17 protein-coding genes are annotated in these 19627 nt (G+C 65.1%); 7 read left to right on the forward strand and 10 right to left on the reverse strand.

Going from position 1 to position 19627, the window contains the following annotated elements; translation table 11 throughout:
• Positions 1–161: 161 nt before the first annotated feature.
• The gene (locus HBF24_RS15810) at positions 162–1115 is read left to right on the forward strand and encodes a LysR family transcriptional regulator (RefSeq protein ID WP_167175111.1); all 954 of its coding nucleotides are present in this window, start codon (positions 162–164) and stop codon (positions 1113–1115) included.
• 313 nt (positions 1116–1428) lie between these two features.
• Here the strand turns inward: HBF24_RS15810 and HBF24_RS15815 are convergent, their stop codons facing one another.
• The 4 genes from HBF24_RS15815 to HBF24_RS15830 all read right to left on the reverse strand — a co-directional run bounded on the left by HBF24_RS15815 (position 1429) and on the right by HBF24_RS15830 (position 8021).
• On the reverse strand, positions 1429–4617 hold the full coding sequence (locus tag HBF24_RS15815) for an efflux RND transporter permease subunit (RefSeq protein ID WP_167175113.1): 3189 nt from the start codon (positions 4615–4617) through the stop codon (positions 1429–1431).
• Positions 4618–4875: 258 nt separating this feature from the next.
• The gene (gene nagA / locus HBF24_RS15820) at positions 4876–6024 is read right to left on the reverse strand and encodes an N-acetylglucosamine-6-phosphate deacetylase (protein WP_167175116.1); all 1149 of its coding nucleotides are present in this window, start codon (positions 6022–6024) and stop codon (positions 4876–4878) included.
• Positions 6025–6089: 65 nt separating this feature from the next.
• Positions 6090–7136 (reverse strand): SIS domain-containing protein, encoded by a 1047-nt coding sequence (locus tag HBF24_RS15825; protein WP_167175119.1) that lies wholly within the window; start codon positions 7134–7136, stop codon positions 6090–6092.
• A 132-nt stretch (positions 7137–7268) separates the two neighbouring features.
• A complete protein-coding gene (locus HBF24_RS15830) occupies positions 7269–8021 on the reverse strand; it encodes a GntR family transcriptional regulator (protein ID WP_167175121.1) in 753 nt (250 codons plus the stop codon).
• 166 nt (positions 8022–8187) lie between these two features.
• On the opposite strand from HBF24_RS15830, the gene zwf reads away from it, so the two are divergent.
• The 4 genes from zwf to eda all read left to right on the forward strand — a co-directional run bounded on the left by zwf (position 8188) and on the right by eda (position 13031).
• A complete protein-coding gene (zwf, locus tag HBF24_RS15835) occupies positions 8188–9669 on the forward strand; it encodes a glucose-6-phosphate dehydrogenase (protein WP_167175126.1) in 1482 nt (493 codons plus the stop codon).
• 61 nt (positions 9670–9730) lie between these two features.
• The gene (gene pgl / locus HBF24_RS15840; protein WP_167175129.1) at positions 9731–10417 is read left to right on the forward strand and encodes a 6-phosphogluconolactonase; all 687 of its coding nucleotides are present in this window, start codon (positions 9731–9733) and stop codon (positions 10415–10417) included.
• 67 nt (positions 10418–10484) lie between these two features.
• On the forward strand, positions 10485–12329 hold the full coding sequence (gene edd / locus HBF24_RS15845) for a phosphogluconate dehydratase (RefSeq protein ID WP_167175132.1): 1845 nt from the start codon (positions 10485–10487) through the stop codon (positions 12327–12329).
• 54 nt (positions 12330–12383) lie between these two features.
• Complete coding sequence (gene eda / locus HBF24_RS15850; RefSeq protein WP_167175135.1) at positions 12384–13031, forward strand: bifunctional 4-hydroxy-2-oxoglutarate aldolase/2-dehydro-3-deoxy-phosphogluconate aldolase; 648 nt, start codon at positions 12384–12386, stop codon at positions 13029–13031.
• An 85-nt stretch (positions 13032–13116) separates the two neighbouring features.
• Here the strand turns inward: eda and tatC are convergent, their stop codons facing one another.
• The 4 genes from tatC to HBF24_RS15870 form a co-directional block, all read right to left on the reverse strand.
• Positions 13117–13902 (reverse strand): twin-arginine translocase subunit TatC, encoded by a 786-nt coding sequence (gene tatC / locus HBF24_RS15855; RefSeq protein WP_167175138.1) that lies wholly within the window; start codon positions 13900–13902, stop codon positions 13117–13119.
• Complete coding sequence (tatB, locus tag HBF24_RS15860; protein WP_167175141.1) at positions 13892–14347, reverse strand: Sec-independent protein translocase protein TatB; 456 nt, start codon at positions 14345–14347, stop codon at positions 13892–13894. The genes tatC and tatB overlap by 11 nt, the downstream gene beginning before the upstream one ends.
• Positions 14348–14370: 23 nt before the next feature.
• A complete protein-coding gene (tatA, locus tag HBF24_RS15865) occupies positions 14371–14616 on the reverse strand; it encodes a twin-arginine translocase TatA/TatE family subunit (RefSeq protein WP_167175144.1) in 246 nt (81 codons plus the stop codon).
• A 77-nt stretch (positions 14617–14693) separates the two neighbouring features.
• A complete protein-coding gene (locus tag HBF24_RS15870) occupies positions 14694–15386 on the reverse strand; it encodes a lipid-binding SYLF domain-containing protein (protein WP_167175150.1) in 693 nt (230 codons plus the stop codon).
• Positions 15387–15492: 106 nt separating this feature from the next.
• On the opposite strand from HBF24_RS15870, the gene hemH reads away from it, so the two are divergent.
• Both hemH and HBF24_RS15880 read left to right on the forward strand, forming a co-directional pair.
• Positions 15493–16623 (forward strand): ferrochelatase, encoded by a 1131-nt coding sequence (hemH, locus tag HBF24_RS15875; RefSeq protein WP_167175153.1) that lies wholly within the window; start codon positions 15493–15495, stop codon positions 16621–16623.
• Complete coding sequence (locus HBF24_RS15880) at positions 16616–17470, forward strand: alpha/beta hydrolase (protein WP_167175156.1); 855 nt, start codon at positions 16616–16618, stop codon at positions 17468–17470. Before hemH ends, HBF24_RS15880 begins: the two co-directional genes overlap by 8 nt.
• A 364-nt stretch (positions 17471–17834) precedes the next feature.
• On the opposite strand, the gene HBF24_RS15885 is transcribed toward HBF24_RS15880, so the two are convergent.
• Positions 17835–18758 (reverse strand): hypothetical protein, encoded by a 924-nt coding sequence (locus HBF24_RS15885; protein WP_167175159.1) that lies wholly within the window; start codon positions 18756–18758, stop codon positions 17835–17837.
• A 154-nt stretch (positions 18759–18912) separates the two neighbouring features.
• Positions 18913–19479 carry a DUF3228 family protein gene (locus HBF24_RS15890; protein ID WP_167175162.1) on the reverse strand — a complete coding sequence of 189 codons (567 nt, stop codon included), beginning with the start codon at positions 19477–19479 and terminating at the stop codon, positions 18913–18915.
• Positions 19480–19627: the final 148 nt, after the last annotated feature.

Raw genomic sequence — 19627 nt, forward strand, 5'->3', positions numbered from 1 at the left:
GGGCCTACGGCTACCGGGATCAGGACTATTTCTTCCTCAAGATCCGCGCTGCCTTCCCCGGTATTCCACGATGAACCGAAAATAAGGGCGGTGTCGCGCATATGTGTCGTGACGCGCAGTCAGCAATCGGAGAAAAGGGGATGCAGGACCTGGCAGCTATCATGGCTTTCGTCCGCGTGGTCGAGGCCAATACGTTCGCCGCCGCCGCGCGCGGCCTGGGCATGAGTGCCTCGGGCGTGAGCCGCGCGGTATCGCGCCTGGAAACCCAGCTGGGCGTGCGCCTGCTGGCGCGCACCACGCGCTCGCTGAGCCTGACCGAGGAAGGGCGCGCCTTCTACGACCGCTGCCAGCGCATCCTGGCCGACCTGAACGAGGCTACCGAAAGCGTGGGCGCCGCGCGCGAACATCCGCAGGGCCGCCTGCGCGTGGCTTCGACCATGGCCATCGGCCGCGCCGCCCTGCTGCCGCATCTACCCGAATTCAACCGACTGTATCCGGACATCCGGCTGGAACTGTCGATGAGCGACCAGCCACTGGACATGGTCGAGGAAGGCATCGACTGCGCGCTGCGCATCGGCCAGATGGCCGACTCCTCGCTGATCGCCAAGCGCATCGGCCAACTGCGCATGATCACCTGCGCCTCGCCGGACTACCTGCGCAAACACGGCTACCCGCGTGATCTTTCGTCCCTGCGCGAACACGACTGCATCGGCTACGTGAAGCCGATCCGTGGCGTCATCCCCTGGTATTTCGAAACCGAGCACGGCCGCGAGGAAGTGGACGTGGCTCCGGCGCTTTCTCTGAATGACGCCGAATCGGTGATGCAGGCCGGCATCATGGGCCTGGGTATCATCCAGACCACCGACTACGTGGCCGCCTCGGCGCTGGCGCGCGGCGAGCTGGTGCCGCTGTTCCCGGCCATGATCGCCGCCGGTCCGCCGCTGTGGATCGTCTATCCGCAGCGCCGCCATGTCTCGGCGCGCGTGCAGGTGTTCATCGACTGGATCTGCCAGCTGTTTGACCGCTGCGCCGGCACCTGCACCGAAATGGCGCGCTTCAATCACATGGTGCAAAGCGCCAGCATGCCGGCCCTGGCCTTGCGCAAGGTGGGCTGAGCGGCGCCACCTTCGCCGGCGAACTGGCCAAGATACGCGGCGATGGACGCATCCATCCGGCCGCGTGTGCTGCGTCGAAGTTTCAGGCACACATCACTGGATGGCAGCTTCTCGCATGTCGCTGTCCGGGAAGTGTTGCGCGCGGTGATGAGCTATCGGCCGGTTCCATCAGCCTAAGCGATGTCATGCCGGCGAACGCCGGCATCCAACGCCCTGAGCTGCCGGGCGGCGCACCCATCGACGCCGAGCTTTCGCCGGGATGTCGACGTCTCAGGCAAGATAGCGGGAGGGCGACAGCAATGCCCCTCCAGCCTCAGCGACCTCGGCGCCGCTGCTTGCGCAGACGCTTCCAGACCTTGGCACGGCGCTTGACGGCACGCTTGTGCCGCCGCGCCGCGCGGCGCACCACGCGATCGTGATGGCCAAGGTAAATGGCCGGTGTCGACAACAGCGTCAACAGCTGCGACACGGCCAGACCGCCGATCATGGCAATACCCAGCGGCTGGCGCATTTCCGAGCCCACGCCAATGCCGATGGCCAGCGGCAAGGCGCTCAGCATGGCCACCAGCGTGGTCATCAGGATCGGCCGGAAACGCGTCAGGGCAGCCTCGCGCACCGCGCTGACCGGGTCCATGCCATGCTCACGTTCGGCCACCAGCGCGAAGTCCACCATCAGGATGGCGTTCTTCTTGATGATGCCGATCAGCAGAAGGATGGCGATGATCGCCACCAGCGACAGCGGCGTACCGGTCACCAGCAGAGCCAGAAACGCGCCGCAACCGGCGGCCGGCAACGTGGAAAGGATGGTCAACGGATGGCGCAGGCTTTCGTAGAGAATGCCCAGCACCACGTACATGGCCAGGATCGCTCCCAGCAGCAGAATCGGGAAGTTCGACTGCATGTCGCGAAACTGCTGGCCGGTGCCGTTGAAATCCACGTGGATGCCATCGGGCAGACGCAGGCCGCGGGCGGTGGCCTCGATCAGCGCCATGGCCTCGTTCAGTTGCACGCCGGGCGCCATGTCGTAATTGATGTTGGACACCTGCACCTGGTTGTAATGCGCAATCGAGGGCAGCGTCAGGCCACTGCTGATGCTGGCGATGGCCGACAGCGGCACCATCTGCCCGCTGCTGGTAGGCACGTGCAGGCGACTCAGCGCCTCGGGGCCGGCGGTGAACTGCGGCTGCGCGCTCAGCACCACGTAATACTGGTTGATGTCCGAATAGATGGTCGACACCGGCTGCTCGCCGAAGGCGCTGTACAGCGCGGTGTCCACCTGCGCCACGCTCACGCCCAGACGCGACGCCTTCTGCCGGTCGATGTGGATGTCTTCCTCCAGCCCGGCCGTGTCGTAGTCGGAACTGACATCGCGCAGCTGTTTGAGCCCGCGCAACGCACGCTCGAGCTTGAGCGTGGCCGCGCGCAGATCGCCATTGCCGTCGGACACCAGCTGGAAGGTCTGGCCGGCGCCACTGCCGCCGCCCCCGCCGCCCCCGAGGAACTGCACCATGTTCACCGACACATCCACGCCGGGAATGTCGGCCACCCGCTTGCGCAGCTCTTCCAGCACCGCATCGCCCCGCACGCGACGATGCCCGGCACCCACGCCCAGTGGCTTCAGATCCATGAAGATGGCGCCGGTGTTGCCCACGCCGCCGCCACGACCGGCACCAAGGATGGTCGCCGAATCGGCGACGTTCGGATCATTTTCCAGGCGCGAGGCCACCCGTTGCAGACGTTCGGCCAGAATCTTCGGCGACACGTTGGCGTCGGCGGTGACCTGCACGCGTACCATCGCGGTGTCCTCCTTGGGCATGAAGGAGGAACCCACCAGCTTGGTCACCACCACCGCCAGCAACACCGTCAAGAGCAGCAGCAGTACCGGCTGCCAGCGCATCAGGCGCCGGTGATGCAGGGCAAAATCCAGCGAGCGCGCGTACAGGCGCTGCACACTGCCATCCAGCCGCGCCAGGCGTTGGCGCAGGCGGCCGCGCTTGGGCTTGGGCTCGGCCTCGCGCTTTTCGCGGTGATGCAGGTAATGCGCACACAGGGTCGGCGTCAGCGTCAGCGACACGATCGCCGAGATCACCACCGCCGCGGCCAGTGTCACCGAGAACTCGCGCATCAGCATGCCCAGCAGGCTGCTTTCGAACAGCAACGGCGCGAACACGGCCAGCAGCGAGACGGTGATGGAAATCACCGTGAAGCCAATCTCGCGCACACCGGTGACGGCGGCATCGAACGGGCGCATGCCCGCTTCCATGTGGCGCACGATGTTCTCGGTGACCACGATGGCATCGTCGACCACGAAGCCGATGCAGATCACCAGCGCCATCAACGACAGGTTGTTGAGCGTGTAGCCGGCGATCCACATCACCACGAAGGCACCGGCCAGCGACAGCGGCACGCTGATGGCGGCAATCAGGGTGGGCCCGGGCCGGCGCAGGAAGGCCAGCATCACCAGCACCACCAGCACCACGGAAATGCCCAGCGCCAGTTGCACCTCGTCGATCGACGACTTGGTGGTGTTGGTCAGATCGAACAGCGGCGTCACCTGCACCGCGGCCGGCAGCGCCGCGGTCAGCTGCGGCAGGCGCGCCTTGATCTGCGCCACCGCGGCCAGTGCGTTGGCGTCCGGACGCTTCTGGATCTGCAGGATCACCGCGCGCTGGCCGTTGAACCAGGCACCCTGGTGATCATCCTGCGCGCCGGCCTCGACGCTGGCCACATCGCGCAATCGCACGGCACGGCCGTTGCGCTGGGCGATGACCAGCTGGGCAAACTGTTGCGGCGTTTTCAGCTGGTCGTTGGCCGACACCATCATTTGCGTGTCGCCGTCGCTCAGCGTGCCCTGCGGCGAGGTCACATTGGCCGCGGTCAGCGCGTTGCGCACGTCGTTGCCGGTCAGATCCATTGCCGCCAGCTGGCGCGGGTTCATGCGCACGCGGATGGCCGGCGCGGAGCCGCCGATCAGCTGCACCCGGCTTACGCCCGGCACCTGCGCCAGGCTGGGCGAAAGGATGGTATCGGCCTGGTCGTACAGCTCTTGCGGTGACATCGTCGGCGAGGTCACCGCCAACAACAGCAGCGGGATGTTGTTGGTGTTGATCTTGAACAGCGAGGGCGGCGAGGGCAGATTGGTCGGCAGATCGCTGGCCGAGGCATTGATCGCCGCCTGCACGTCACGCGCGGCGGCATCCACGCGCTGATCCAGATGGAACATCAGCATGATCTGCGAGGAGCCCTCGCTGCTGGTCGAGCTCATCTGATCAAGACCGGCGATACGGCCCAGATGCCGCTCCAGTGGCGCGGTGACGGCGCTGGCCATGGTCTGCGCGCTGGCACCGGGCTGCGCCACGGTGACCACCACCATGGGCATTTCCAGCTGTGGCAGCGGTGCCACGCCCAGCTTCAGATAGGCCAGCATGCCGATCAGACAAAGGCCCAGCGCCAGCAGACTCATGCCGGCAGGACGGCGCACCAGGGGCGTGAACAGATTCATACCGCTAACGTGCCTGCTCGGTGACCCTTAGCGCCTGTGCAACAAGTCGTCCCATGACGAAGGACATGGCCCCTCATGCGTGTTGTTTCCCCTTCCCTCATGATGCGACGGCCCGCATCACGGGCCGCTGTTCAGCGTCCTATGGTGCCGTGTTTCGGTCCGCGGACCTAGTGCCGATGCAACAAAGTGCGCGACAGGTTCAACGCCCGTCGTCCTGGGGAAGTGATCATCACGACGTTTTATGACGGCGCGGCAGCGTCAGTCGTGGGACTGGCGCTGGCCGCCGATCCAGGTCTCACGCACCTTCAGTTGTTCATCCATCACCGCGAAATCGGCTCGGTAACCGGCGGCGATACGGCCGTGCGTGGCCGACAGGCCCAGGAAGTCGGCGGCATAGGTAGAGGCCATGCGCGCGGCCTCGGCCAGCGGCAGGTCCAGCGCCTTCACGCACAGACGCACCGCGGTGGCCATATCCAGCGCCGAGCCAGCCAGCGTGCCGGCGTCGTCCTGACACTTGCCATCACGACAGGTGATGGTGACACCGTTGAGGGTAAAACTGTCCTGATCCGAACCCACCGGCGGCATGGCGTCGGTGACCAGGAACATCTTGCCGCGCGGTTTGGCGGCGATGGCCACGCGCAGGGTGACCGGGTCGACATGGTGACCATCGACAATCAGGCCGCACCAGCTTTGCGCATCATCCAGCGCAGCACCCACCGCACCCGGGGCGCGGCTGGCCAGCGGGGTCATGGCGTTGAACAGGTGAGTGAAGCCGCGGATGCCGGCATCCAGGCCGGCGCGGATCTGCGCGTAGTCGCCGGCGGTATGCCCGGCGGCGACGATCACACCGCGCTCGACCAGCGCGCGAATGGTGGCCTCGGGTACCTGCTCGGGCGCCAGTGTGAGCAGGGTGCAGCCTTTTTTCAGCGATGAGGCCAGAGCGATCTCGTCGGCGTCGGGCACGCGGAAGTGGCCGGCCTGATGAATCCCCTTGCGCTTCTCGGCCAGATACGGTCCTTCGATATGAATGCCCAGCACGCCGGGCACGCCGGCCTCGATGGCCGCATCGACGGCGGCAATGGCTTCGCGCATCACCGACACCTGATCACTGATCAGCGTCGGCAGCAGCGCGGTGGTGCCGAACGGGCGGTGCGCCTGGGCAATGGCACGGATGCCCTCCACCGTCGGCGTCTGGTTGAGCAACACGCCACCGCCACCGTTGACCTGGGCATCGATGAAGCCCGGCAACAGATACCGCCCTTGCAGATCATGCCGCTCGGCGGCGCGCACACGGCGATCCGACGGCAACGCCAGACCGGTGATTTTGCTCCCTTCCACCAGCACGGCGCAGCCGGTCTGCAGTCCGTGACGGGTCAGTACGCGTCCATTGACGAGGGCGTGGGCCATGGGGTTGCTCCGAGGAAGCGGTCAAGACGGTGGCTGGGCCGGTGCGCCAGGCTCCGGCCCAGCGCTCAAACGGTTTCGGTCACCTTGTTCAGATGCGGTGGCACGTCCGGATCGTGTCCGCGACGCAGCGCCAGTGCGTTGACCGCCCGATAGAAGCTCTGCACGGCCAGCAGCGGCGCGTACATGGCGTGCGGAGCGGCAACGGATGGCAAGGCGTCGGCATGCCTGTCGCCCGGCTCCACCGTCCATACACGGGCGCCGCGCCGGCGAAACTCCCTGGCCACCTCGCGCGCGCCGTCCAGGGTGCCATCATCCTGAGTGAACATCAGCACCGGGAAGTCCTTGCCGACGATGGCCATGGGTCCGTGCTTGACCTCGGCGGTGGAGAAACCCTCGGCGTGCAGGCCACAGGTTTCCTTGAATTTCAGCGCCGCCTCCTGTGCCGCGCCAAAGCCATAGCCGCGCCCGAGCACGAACAGGTTATTGGCCTCGACCAGGCCATCCACCAGCGGCGTCCAGTCGGCCGCGGCCGCCTTGTCCAGCGCGGCGGGCATGGCCTCCAGTGCCGACAGCAGTGCGGCATCACCGGACCAATGCGCGGTCAGGTGGGCAATGGCGCCGAGCGCGCCCAGGTAGCTCTTGGTCGCCGCCACACTACGCTCGGGACCGGCTTTGAGGCCAATCACCGTGTCGGCGGCCTCGGCCAGCGGTGAATCCTCCACATTGACCATCGCCACCACATGTGCGCCAGCCTTGCGCGCGGCCATCGCATTGGCGACCAGATCCGGACTCTTGCCCGACTGCGAAATGGCGATGTACAGCGCCTCTTCCAGGCGCATGGGCGCACCGTACACCGACGACACCGAGGGCGACGCCGAGGCGGTCACGGTGCCGGTGCGCGTTTCGAACGCGTACTTGGCGTAGGTGGCGGCGTGATCGGAGCTGCCGCGCGCGCAGGTGGCGACAAACGCGGGCGGCGTCGCGCGCAGGCGCTCGGCCAGTTCGCGCACCACCGCATCGTTTTCGCGCAACTGGCGCGCCAGCGTGGCGCCGGCCTCACCGGCTTCGGCGTACATCAGGGTGGCGTCGGGGGACTTGCCTTCAACGGACATGGATCGGTTCCTGGTTCGTGAAAGGTGGTCGAACAAAATGGCGCGCCAACGGCCGCGTTGCTTTCCCGGCAACGCGCGTGATGACGTGCATGATCAAAGCGCCGTGACGGCGGCCCATGGCGACCGACAAGCTCATTCGGCCTGCAACTCGGCGACGAAGTCATAAGCATCGCCGCGGTAATAAGACTGGGTGAACTCGACCAGCCTGCCATTGGCCAGGAACGCGCGGCGCTCCAGCGCCAGGCCGGCGGCGCCGACCGGCAGCTTGAGCTGGCGCGCCGGCTCGGCCGTCAGATTGACCGCGCGCAGTCGTTGCAGCGCGCGCACCGGGCGCTGCCCCTGGGCCTCCAGCGCGTCGTACAGCGACTCGGCCACGCGCATGGGGTCGGAAAGAATGTCGTGTGGCACGGCGGTGCGCTCCACCGCCAGCGGGTCGTCTCCGGCAAAGCGCAGCCGGTGCAGGCGCACCACGCTGGCGCCCGGCGACAGATTCAGCGCCATCGCCTCTTCCGGGGTTACCTCGCCCACTTCGCGGCTCAAGAACACCACGCGCGGGTTCAACCCGCGTGCGCGCAAGTCCTCGGTGAAGCTGGTCAGGCGTGACAGCGGCTTGATGATGCGCTCGGCGACGAAGGTGCCGGCGCCGTGGCGCTGCATCAGCAGGCCATCCTCGACCAGGCCGGCGATGGCCTTGCGCACGGTGACACGCGACAGCGACAACTGCCGCGCCATCTCGCGCTCGCTGGGCAAGGCCTGGCCCGGCTCGATGACGCCGCTTTCCACCGAACGACGGATGGCGCGACGCAGGCGCAGGTAGGCCGGCGCGTGCACTCCGGCACGTTCCATACCCATGCGCTCAAATTCACTGATGAGGGCCGCTTGCATGTCGCGAAAATACCAATCGAATACCAATCGGTCAATGGTATACCTGTTGCGACAGGCTCGCATGCTCGAACTTGCACCAAGCAAGCCTTGAGTTCATGCTATTGGTATGTAGGTGGTATGCTTTTGTCGTACCACCGTCCCCACCAGCGATTCCCGAGGTATTCCCGTGAGTGTTCAGGCAAAGCCGGTCGAAGTGTTCGACCTAGTCATCTTTGGCGGCACGGGCGATCTGGCCATGCGCAAGCTGCTGCCGGCGCTGTTCCATCGATTCGCCGACGGCCAGATTCCCGACGACAGCCGCATCATCGGCGTGGCGCGCGAGGAGATCGACTCGGACGAATACGCCAAGCGCGTGAAGGACGCCATCAAGCAGGCGGCCGGCGACAACAAGGATCTGGCCAAGCAGGTCGACCCGTTCCTGAAACTGGTCGGCTACCACCCGCTGGATGCCACCGTCGACAAGGGCTGGAACGAGTTCGCCGAGGACCTGTCCGACGCCAAGCGCATTCGCATCTTCTACCTGTCGACCAGCCCGTCGATCTTCGTCGATCTCTGCGAGCGCCTGCGCCAGCACAACCTGCACTGCGGCCGCTCGCGCGTGGTCATCGAAAAGCCGATCGGCAAGAACCTGGAAAGCGCCCAGCGCATCAACGATGCCGTCGGCGCGGTGTTCGACGAGAGCCAGATCTTCCGCATCGATCATTACCTGGGCAAGGAAACGGTGCAGAACCTGCTGGCTCTGCGCTTTGGCAACGCCCTGTTCGAGCCGCTGTGGAATTCGGCACATATCGACCACGTGCAGATCACCGTGGCCGAAACGCTGGGTGTGGGCACGCGCGGTTCGTACTACGACACCGCCGGCGCGCTGCGCGACATGGTGCAGAATCACCTGCTGCAGCTGCTGTGCATGGTCGCCATGGAGCCGCCGGCCTCGCTGGATGCCGACGCCGTGCGCGACGAAAAGCTCAAGGTGCTGCGCTCGCTGACGCCAATCGACAACGAGAACGCCGGCAAGCTCACCGTGCGCGGCCAGTACCGCGCCGGCGCCACCCGTGACGGCGCCGCACCGGGCTACCTGGAAGACCTGGGCGATGATCACTCCAACACCGAGACCTTCGTCGCGCTGAAGACCGAAGTGGCCAACTGGCGCTGGGCCGGCGTGCCGTTCTACCTGCGCACCGGCAAGCGCCTGCCCGAGCGCGTCTCGGAAATCGTGGTCAGCTTCCGCTGCATTCCGCATTCGATCTTCGAGAACGGCAGCGGCCCGATCGCCGCCAACAAGCTGGTGTTGCGCCTGCAGCCGGACGAAGGCGTCAAGCTGTGGGTGATGAGCAAGTACCCGGGCCCCGGCGGCCTGCGCCTGCAGCGCGTGGCGCTGGACATGAGCTTTGCCGAAGCCTTCGGCGTGCAGCAGCCCGATGCCTACGAGCGCCTGCTGCTGGACGTGGTGCGCGGCAACCTGACGCTGTTCATGCGTCGTGACGAGGTGGAAGCGGCCTGGAGCTGGATCGACCCGATCCTCAACGCCTGGCAGACCTCCTCCGAAGGCCCGAAGTCGTACGTGGCCGGCACCTGGGGCCCGAGCGCCTCGGTGGCGCTGATCGAGCGCGATGGCCGCACCTGGCACGACGACGAAGACGAGCAATGATTCACCGGCGTGTGGCGCCGCCCTCTGGCGCCCACGCATCCGTACCAAGAGAGCGACACGCATGAATCCGACGATGCATACCTACGACAGCAAGCCGGTTCTGGCCCAGGCGCTGGCCGGCCGCATCGCCGCCCAGCTGAGCGAGGCCATCGCCAGCCGCGGCAGCGCACTGCTGGCGCTGTCGGGCGGCAGCACGCCGAAACTGCTGATGGAAACCCTGTCCGGCACCGAAATCGACTGGAGCCGGGTCACCGTGACCCTGGTCGACGAGCGCTGGGTGGATGACAGCGACGAGCGTTCCAACGCGCGCCTGCTCAAGACCCACCTGCTCAAGAACAAGGCCGCCGCGGCGCATTTCGTGCCGCTGTATGCCGCCGCACCGACCCCGGAAAGTGCCCTGGCCACCATCAATGCGCGCATTGACGGCCTGGCGCTGCCGCTGGACGTGGCGGTGCTGGGCATGGGTGGTGACGGCCACACGGCCTCGTTCTTTCCCGGCGGTGACCGCCTGGACGAAGCGCTGGACCCGAACGGCACGCACAGTGTGCTGCCGATGCGTGCCGAAGGCGCCGGCGAGCCACGCGTCACCCTGACCGTGCCACGCCTGATCGAAGCCCGTGCGCTGTACCTGCACATCGAAGGTGACGGCAAGCGCGAGGTCTACGAGCAGGCGCTGAACGGCACCGATTACCCGATCACCCGGGTAATCAAGCTGGCCGCCGAGCTGGAAACCTACTGGGCGCCCTGAAAGCGCGCCACCTGCAAGTCTTTTTCCGAACACCGCCCGCGCCACGGGCACCGCAAGAGCCAACGCCATGAACGTGCATCCGACCATCGCCGAAGTCACCGAACGCATCGCCGAGCGCAGCCGCGCTTCGCGCCAGGCCTATCTGGCGCGTATCGATGCCGCCAAGGGCAACGGTCCGCACCGCCGTCACCTGTCGTGCGGCAACCTGGCCCATGGCTTCGCCGCCTGCGGCGCCACCGACAAGGATCGCCTGAAGGGCGAGGTCACGCCCAACCTCGGCATTGTTACCGCCTATAACGACATGCTCTCGGCGCACCAGCCATACGAGCGCTACCCCGAGCTGATCCGCTCGATTGCGCGTGAGGTAGGCGCCACCGCGCAGGTGGCCGGTGGCGTACCGGCGATGTGCGACGGCGTCACCCAGGGCCAGGCCGGCATGGAACTGAGCCTGTTCTCGCGCGATGTGATCGCCATGTCGGCCGGCGTGGCGCTGTCGCACGACATGTTCGACGCGGCCATGTTCCTGGGGATCTGCGACAAGATCGTGCCGGGCCTGATGATCGCCGCGCTGACCTTTGGCCATCTGCCGGCCGTCTTCGTGCCGGCCGGGCCGATGCCCAGCGGCCTGCCCAACGAGGACAAGGCCGCCGTGCGCCAGGCGTTTGCTGAAGGCAAGGTCGCCCAGGACAAGCTGCTGGAAGCCGAGTCCAAGTCCTACCACTCGCCCGGCACCTGCACCTTCTACGGCACCGCCAACTCCAACCAGATGCTGATGGAGATCATGGGCCTGCACCTGCCGGGCTCGAGCTTCGTCAATCCGAACACCCCGCTGCGCGACACGCTGACTACCGAGGCCGTGCGCCGCGCTGCCGCCATCACCGCGCAGGGCGATAATTACACCCCGGTTGGGCGCATGGTCGACGAGCGCACCATCGTCAACGGCGTGATCGGCCTGCACGCCACCGGCGGCTCCACCAATCACCTGCTGCATCTGATCGCCGTGGCCGCCGCGGCCGGCATCGTGCTGACGCTGGAAGACTTCGACGCGCTGTCCTCGGTGGTGCCCCTGCTGGCTCGCGTCTACCCCAACGGTTACGCCGACATCAACCATTTCCACCAGGCCGGCGGCATGCCGTACCTGATCGGCCAGCTGCTCGACGCCGGCCTGCTGCACGGCGATGTGCAGACGGTGTGGGGCTCCGGCATGGATGCCTACCGCTGCATGCCGTCGCTGGACGAGACCGGCACACTGGTCTACACGCCGGTCACCGAGAGTGCCAATCCCAACATCCTGCGCCCGGCCAGCGAGCCGTTCCGCGCCGATGGCGGCCTGCGCACGCTCAAGGGCAACCTGGGTCGCTCGGTGATCAAGGTGTCCTCGGTGCCCGAGGATCGCTATGTGATCGAGGCCCCGGCCGTGGTGTTCGAGGACCAGAACGATGTCAAAACCGCCTTCGATCGCGGCGACCTGGACCGCGACTTCGTCGCCGTGGTGCGCTTCCAGGGCCCGCGGGCCATCGGCATGCCGGAGCTGCACAAGCTGACGCCGACGCTGGGCGTGCTGCAGGGCCGCGGCCACCGCGTGGCACTGGTCACCGACGGGCGCATGTCCGGCGCCTCGGGCAAGATCCCGGCAGCCATCCATGTCAGCCCGGAAGCCATCGACGGCGGCCCGCTGGCCAAGGTGCGCAACGGCGACATGATCCGCCTGGACGTCACCGCCGGCACGCTGGAAGCGCTGGTCGACGACGCCGAATGGAACGCACGCGAGATGGTCAAGGCCGACCTGACCCATCACCACCACGGCATGGGTCGCGAGCTGTTCGCGCTGATGCGCAACGCTGTCGGCACCGGCGACACCGGCGCCAGCGTGTTCGGCACGCAGGACCTGCACCACGCCGCCGACGCCTGAGCGCCCCCGGCACAACAGCCACCGACAAGCCACCCATCTACGGAATTGCTCACCATGAACCCGCAAGAAACCAAGCAGGCGCAGATTGCCGCCACCCTGGAACGCGCCCCGGTGGTGCCGGTGGTCATCATCGAGGATGCCGCCCACGCCGTACCGATGGCGCGCGCGCTGGTCGCTGGCGGCACGCCGGCCATTGAAGTGACGCTGCGCACGCCGGCCGCGCTGGACGCTGTACGCGCCATTGCCTCCGAGGTGGAAGGCGCCATCGTCGGCGTCGGCACCGTGCTAGGTGCCGCCCAGCTGCAGGACGCCGAGGCCGCCGGCGCCAAGTTTGCCGTCTCCCCCGGCGCCTCGCCGGCATTGCTCGACGCCGCCGATGCCAGCGCGCTGCCGCTGCTGCCCGGCGCCGCCACTGCGGGTGAGGCGATGACGCTGCTCGAGCGCGGCTACCGCTTCCAGAAGTTTTTCCCGGCCGCCTACGCCGGTGGCCCCAAGCTGCTGGGCGCCTGGGCTAGCCCGCTGCCGGGCATCCGTTTCTGCCCCACCGGCGGCATCAAGCCGGAAACGGCCAACGATTACCTGAACCTTGCCAACGTGGTCTGCGTCGGCGGTTCGTGGCTGACGCCCAAGGATGCCCTGGCCGGCGGCGACTGGGATCGCATCGAGCGCCTGGCGCGCGAGGCCGCGGCGCTTAAAGCCTGATCGACGCAATAGCCCAACAAAAAAGCCGCGACGCCCCAAGCGCCGCGGCTTTTTTGTATCCGATCACGACCCCGGGCCGCGATGATCAGCTTTCGCTGGCGGCCTCTTCGTCGCCTTCGCTTTCGTCCGACTTCACCAGCACGCGCGCGGCAATGATGCCCAACTCGTACAGCAGGTACATCGGCACACCCAGCATCACCTGCGAAGTGATATCCGGCGGTGTCAGCACCGCGGCCAGGGCAAAGCAGATCACCACCACGTAGGGGCGCGATTTGCGCAGCTTGGCAATGGGCAGCACGCCGATGGCGGCCATGATCACCACCGCCACCGGCACCTCGAAGCACAGGCCGAAGGCGAACAGCAGCGTCAGCACGAAGCCCAGGTAGTGGTTGATGTCGGTCATCATCTGCACGCCCTGCGGCGTGACCGCCGTCAGGAATGCGAACGCCGCCGGCATCACCAGGAAATAGGCGAACGCGCAGCCGATGTAGAACAGCAGCACCGCCGACACCAGCAGCGGACGCGCCAGACGCTTCTCGTGCCGGTACAGCCCCGGACTGACAAACGCCCAGGCCTGATAGATCAGCATCGGCATGGACAGCACCAGCGCCAGCACGATGGCCAGCTTGATCGGCGTGAAGAACGGGCTGGCCACCTCGGTGGCAATCAGGTGCCCGCCCTTGGGCAGATGCATCACCAGCGGCGCGGCCAGCTCGCTGTACAGCCATTCGCGAAACGGAAACAGCGCCACGAACACCACCAGCACGGTGGCCACGGCCTTCAGCAGCCGTGTGCGCAGTTCCAGCAGATGACTGAGCAGGCCTTCGCCTTCGCTTTCACCGTCGGCGATATCGTCGTGCTCATCGACCATGCGGCGGCTCCTTGGCATCGTGCGCGGACGCTGACGATGCCTGTTCATGCGCGTCCTCGTCGACGGCGCCCGTGCCGGCCTTGTCAGCCGACTGGCGCGCCTGATCGGCCGCCTCGGCACGCGCCCCGGCCTGCTCACGCGCTTCGCGCACGCTTTCGCGCACGGCATCGACCGACTCGCGCACCCCTTCGTTGGTGCGACGTACGGTGTCGCGCATCACTTCCTCGGCGCGGCGCGCATGTTCGCGGGCCTCGCGCAGGTTGCGACGCAGCTCTTCGGCTTCCAGCTCGCGCTCCACCTCGCTGCGCACGCCGTTCCAGGCATCGCGCATCTTGCGGATGAACTGACCGGCGGTACGCGCAGCTCCGGGCAGGCGCTCAGGGCCGAGCACCAACAAGGCGATGATGCCCACCACGAGCATCTCGCCGAATCCAATGTCGAACATGGTTCGGTGGCTTTAGGCGGGTGTCAGTGCTTGGACTGTTCGGACGACTGATTCTGCTCGGTCTTGACCGACGCCTTTTCCTCGTCGGTATTGACGCGGGCCTGCGAATCCTTGAACTGGGCGTCCTTGTCCTCGTCGTCGTTCATGCCCTTCTTGAAACCACGGATGGCCTTGCCCAGATCCGAGCCGATATTGCCCAGCTTCTTGGTGCCGAACAGCAGCACGACGATCAGGAGAACCAGCAGCAGCTGCAGGGGACCTATGCTCACGGGACTACCTCTTCATACACATCTTCAAAGGGGTGCCGCCCGGCGGACGGCACCTGTCAGGTACGCTAACGCACCACTCAGTGCGCAGTGTACTCCTCCAGACGGTCGCGGAAATTGACCACCGGATTGGGCACGTTGCTGACGCCACCCTCGAAGATGCGGCGTGGGGTGATGCCGGCACCATAGATCGCCGCGTTGGCGTCGTAATCGATGCGCAGCGCCGAACCATCCAACGCCACGCCGGCGAACAGGCCACGCGAACGCGAGTAGGAGTAGATTTCGGCCTTAAGCTGGCCATCGGTGGAAGCATTGGCGTTGCGCCCCACCGGGCCGGCGGCGGCCGCCGCGTCGGCGCCCAGGGTGAACTTGCCGTTGACGATGCCGTCGACACCGGCCTGGGTGCGGAACACCAGCACCACGTCGGTGGATGAGACACCGGCCTGGAAGCCCACCGAGCCTCCGGTCAGCGTGATGTAGCTGGGATTGGACCAGGTGCCGTCGGCGGTCTTGACCGAAATCAGGCCCTCGCCGTGACGGCCGCCGAACACGAAACCGGCCTTGATCACATCGGGAATCACCGCGATGGCCTTGGCGTTGCGCAGCAGATCCTGCGGAATAGCCTTGTCCGGGGCCTGCATGATTTCAGCAAGCACACGCGTGGCCTGGGTGGCGCGATCCAGGTCCTTGGCCTGCTGCGCATGAACGGCAAAAGCCGGCGCCAGCATGACGGCAGCCAGCACCAGCACTCGACGCACGGAACGATTGAACATGAGGGGACTCCATCGGCTGGAACAATGCGGGGATTGCACGGACACGTAGACGCCGGCAGTTATGGCAGACTGCGAAACCGCTTCCGCGGTTCCCTTTCAAGCGCCCATGCCCAACGCTCGCAACTATACCGGCCTTGCCGGCTATTCCCATGACCTGCCAGCCCAGGCCGCCGTGCTGCTGGTTAACCTGGGTACACCTTCGGCGCCCACCGCCAAGGCGGTGCGGCCGTATTTGGCCGAATTCCTTGGCGATCAGCGCGTGATCGAATACCCGCGCTGGCTGTGGCAGTTGATTCTGCACGGTATCATCCTGCGTGTGCGTCCCACGCGCTCTGCCGAGGCCTACGCGAAGATCTGGACGCCGCAAGGCTCGCCGCTGCGTGTGGGCAGCGAGGCCCTGGCCAGCAGCATGCAGGGCGCCATCGCGCGGCGCCGGCCCGGCCCGATTCGCGTCGCGCTGGCCATGCGCTATGGTCAGCCGGCCGTCGCCGACACCATTGCCCAGCTGCAACGCGAAGGCGTGCGCCGGCTACTGGTATTGCCGCTTTATCCGCAGTACTCGGCCACTTCCACCGGCTCGGTGATCGACGCGGTGGCCGATGCCTGCAAGGGTCTGCGCTGGCCACCGGAACTTCGCATCATCAACGACTATCACGCCGACAGCGCCTACATCGAGGCGCTGGCCGACTCCATTCGCGCCCACTGGCAGTCGCAGGGGCGCGGCGACAAGCTGCTGCTGAGCTTCCATGGCATCCCCGAGCGCTACGTGCGCGCCGGCGATCCGTACTTCTGCCAGTGCCAGGCCACCGCACGCCTATTGCGCGAACGCCTTGGGTTGTCCGAAAACGAGCTGGTAGTCAGCTTCCAGTCGCGCGTGGGCCGTGAGCGCTGGCTGCATCCCTATACCGACGAAACCGTGCGTGCGTTGGCCGCGCAAGGCGTCAGAAAGCTGGATGTGGCCTGCCCGGGCTTTGCCGTGGACTGCCTGGAAACGCTGGAGGAAATCGCCATGCAGAACCGCGAATTCTTCCTTGAGGCCGGCGGCGAGTCGTTGAGCTACATCAGCGCACTTAACGCACAGCCCGATCACGTCGCCGCGCTGACCGAGCTGGTGCTGCGCCACGGCCAGGGCTGGCCGGAGTTCGATCCGGATTTCGACATTGGCGCGGCCAAGGCCGCGCTCACCGCCGCGCATCAGCGCGCCCAAGCCATGCGCGCGAGCATCGCCGATGCGTGAGCGCCGCATCGCACTGGAAGGCACCACGCTCAGCGCCTGCCAATGGGGCGCCGACGATGCGCCACCGGTGATCGCCCTGCATGGTTGGCTGGACAATGCCGCGAGCTTTGCCAAGCTCACGCCACGACTGACCGAGACGCATCGCGTCATCGCGCTGGACCTGCCCGGCCACGGCCACTCCGACCACCTGCCGCAAGGGCGCTTGCTGCATTATCACTTCACCGACTACGTGGACGCGGTGATCGCCGCCGCCGACGCACTGCCATTGGAGCACTTCGCCCTGCTCGGCCACTCGCTGGGGGCGGGCGTGGCCAGCCTGGCCGCGGCGGCGCTGGGTGAGCGCATCACCGGCCTGGCGCTGATCGAAGGCCTGGGACCACTGGCCGACAGCGGCGGACGCACGCTGGAACGCTTCCGGCAGGCGCTGACCCAGCGCGAGCGCAGCACGCGCAAGCGCCTTCGCGTATTCGCCAGCATCTCCGAAGCCATCGCCGCGCGCGCCGCTGCCAGCGACCTGGCCGCCGATTTGGCGCAACCGATCATCGAGCGCGCCGTGCGCGCCGTGGAGGGTGGCTACAGCTGGCGCAGCGATCCGCGCCTGACGGTACCGACCACGCTGCGCCTGGCCGAGAGCCAGGTGCGCGACCTCCTGGCCGGCATCAGCGCACCGACCCGCCTGGTACTGGCGCGCCCGACCACACCCTATCTGCCCGACCGACTGATGGCCGAGCGCATCGCCTGCATCAACGATATCCAGGCCCAGCATCTGGACGGCGGCCACCACTTGCATCTGGAGCACCCGCAGACGGTGGCTGACTTTCTGTCTCCCGTCCTACTGCAAGGCTGATCGCGAATCACGAGGCAGCCGACAACAGTTTCAGCGCATTGATTGCTTCCCCCCCCATACCCTGCCACCACGTGGAGACGGACTTGACATGCAAACAGCTGTCGAGCAGGCCGTTACGGACACCGCGAACACGAAGCAAAGGGCGATTAAAGGAAACTAGTGGCATGTGTGGTAGCGCCAGCTTTTTTATCAGCCCTGGCACGGTTCGCACGCACTAAACGGCTTGAAAATATTGCGCAAAAAGCATGGGCGTCGCTTCACGCGAATGCACGTCACACCCTCAACGAAATGAAAGTAAAAAACAAAAAAGCCGCTCGCCAAGGCGTGCGAGCGGCTCACCTTCAATTTCCTGTCGAAAAAATTATCATTTCGGGTAAGTACAAGAGGTTCCATTAGGCGCTTTGACGCAAACATAGATGGGCGTCGAAAGATTTACTATTGGTATGCCAAAGCGGCCAATCTGGTCCCACATATTTTGCTGATCGGTGGGATTGCCCGGGCCCGAAAAGTCGTACGTCTGACTATCTGCACCAGTGTCACCGCCAGTCACCGCCGATACAGTAGCAGGAACATTATTTCCATGGGAGTCAACACCGGATTTCTCGTTAACCATGAGTTGATCAGTGCCGCCTTGGTTTGCTATATAAATTCCTACATGACTACCGTCTCTGAAAGTTACGGTGGCTTGAATTCTTGGCGCATCTTTGACAAAGGTAAACACAGAGGCGGCGGATTCAGCTAAATGAGCAAGATTATTCATGGTGAAACCAGGGCTTCTGTTTATGCTATCCAGAAACTGGTTCTGCGCCGGCGACGGATTTATTACATCATAAATATTTACGTCAGGGTTGGGATAAACAAGATTTACTGCGGTTTCTGGCGTCGAAAAAGGCCTGACCGAACCTTTGTCTGTTATCATAACCTGATTAGAGCCTACAATCCTATAATTTATATTTTTGCTATATCCCTCCGGAGAGCCCTGATAAAAATGCACGACAGCACTAAAGGCGCTAACCTCCGCATCCGTCATAACTTCATAGTCCACATATAACGAAGGTCGCCTGGAATTCATCACAACCTGAGGCTGATAGTCTTGGTAAACTCTGTACTTCACCGCCCCTTTGCTTATGACATCCCCAACCACCACCAGACCCACGCCATGACTCTTTGCTGCGGCAATCATCTGCGCATTAGTACATCCATCACACGGAATATATGGTATTGCCATTGCGTCGAATGGCAAAAAGATAAAACAAAAAATTAAGAAGATCCTTTTCATCAGTTTCATATCACATCGCTCCTTTTGATGTGATTACCACACTACATCTGGAAATTTTTGACTTCAAGCTGTTCCGCCGTGCACAGATCACACGGCATACGGCATACGGCATACGGCATACGTTTGACCACACAAACGAGCCATTAAATGACAGCTCTGATAATCATCCTATCGTAGGACGCCAGTTGGCATGATCCTGCCAGAATGCCGCGCTGCGTCGATAGGCTTCGGCGTCCAGCGGCACACCGGAGCCCCCCTCGTCCACGCCCAGCGCGTTGCGCATCATGGTGATGGGCGCCATGGGAATTTCTTCCGGCGTCATGGTGTACAGGCAGCCGACCACGCCCCAATCGGCGTCGATCGCTTCACCCTCTTTCGCCAGTTGCTCGCGGCTGTAGAGGATCGGCAACAGATAATTGGCTACCGGCGGCTCGACACCCTCGAACCAGCGCACCAGTACCGGTAGCTCCTTCGAGCTGCGTGCCTCGTAGGCCGATTGCAGCAGGTGCCGGTTCTCGTCGGTAATCGGCACCGCCATGCAGCGCGTGGAGGTCCAGTTGCGGTGTACATGCAGCTGGCAGAACGGCGCGTAGCCTTGCAGCACCTTCTCGGGTACCTGCTCGTTGAGTCGGCGTTCGAAGCCCTCGGGCGAGCAATCCTGGATGGCATTGCGGCGCGCTTCGCGCGGAAACAAACGGGTACGGGCGAAGGGGGTAAGCACAATAGACATGCGGCTATCTTAACGACAACCTTGCGCCAGGCGCCGCCATCGCCTCGACCACACGGCGCTGACATGACGCCTTGAGTACGAACGACGGTCCACCTTCTCACTCAATTTTTGACAGCCAAGCCCAAAGCGTTGCGCGAAAAAAAGCGCG

The sequence above is a fragment of the Oleiagrimonas sp. C23AA genome (assembly GCF_011759385.1).
In the GTDB taxonomy this organism is placed as follows: Bacteria; Pseudomonadota; Gammaproteobacteria; order Xanthomonadales; family Rhodanobacteraceae; genus Oleiagrimonas.

Excerpts from the sequence above, each read along its gene's own strand:
- HBF24_RS15825 (WP_167175119.1), bottom strand. The coding sequence starts at position 7,136 with ATGTCCGTTGAAGGCAAGTCCCCCGACGCCACCCTGATGTACGCCGAA.
- tatB (WP_167175141.1), bottom strand. The coding sequence starts at position 14,347 with ATGTTCGACATTGGATTCGGCGAGATGCTCGTGGTGGGCATCATCGCC.
- HBF24_RS15810 (WP_167175111.1), top strand. The coding sequence starts at position 162 with ATGGCTTTCGTCCGCGTGGTCGAGGCCAATACGTTCGCCGCCGCCGCG.
- HBF24_RS15880 (WP_167175156.1), top strand. The coding sequence starts at position 16,616 with ATGCGTGAGCGCCGCATCGCACTGGAAGGCACCACGCTCAGCGCCTGC.
- edd (WP_167175132.1), top strand. The coding sequence starts at position 10,485 with ATGAACGTGCATCCGACCATCGCCGAAGTCACCGAACGCATCGCCGAG.
- HBF24_RS15815 (WP_167175113.1), bottom strand. The coding sequence starts at position 4,617 with ATGAATCTGTTCACGCCCCTGGTGCGCCGTCCTGCCGGCATGAGTCTG.
- hemH (WP_167175153.1), top strand. The coding sequence starts at position 15,493 with ATGCCCAACGCTCGCAACTATACCGGCCTTGCCGGCTATTCCCATGAC.
- HBF24_RS15885 (WP_167175159.1), bottom strand. The coding sequence starts at position 18,758 with ATGAAACTGATGAAAAGGATCTTCTTAATTTTTTGTTTTATCTTTTTG.
- HBF24_RS15870 (WP_167175150.1), bottom strand. The coding sequence starts at position 15,386 with ATGTTCAATCGTTCCGTGCGTCGAGTGCTGGTGCTGGCTGCCGTCATG.
- nagA (WP_167175116.1), bottom strand. The coding sequence starts at position 6,024 with ATGGCCCACGCCCTCGTCAATGGACGCGTACTGACCCGTCACGGACTG.
- tatC (WP_167175138.1), bottom strand. The coding sequence starts at position 13,902 with ATGGTCGATGAGCACGACGATATCGCCGACGGTGAAAGCGAAGGCGAA.
- eda (WP_167175135.1), top strand. The coding sequence starts at position 12,384 with ATGAACCCGCAAGAAACCAAGCAGGCGCAGATTGCCGCCACCCTGGAA.
- pgl (WP_167175129.1), top strand. The coding sequence starts at position 9,731 with ATGAATCCGACGATGCATACCTACGACAGCAAGCCGGTTCTGGCCCAG.
- HBF24_RS15830 (WP_167175121.1), bottom strand. The coding sequence starts at position 8,021 with ATGCAAGCGGCCCTCATCAGTGAATTTGAGCGCATGGGTATGGAACGT.
- HBF24_RS15890 (WP_167175162.1), bottom strand. The coding sequence starts at position 19,479 with ATGTCTATTGTGCTTACCCCCTTCGCCCGTACCCGTTTGTTTCCGCGC.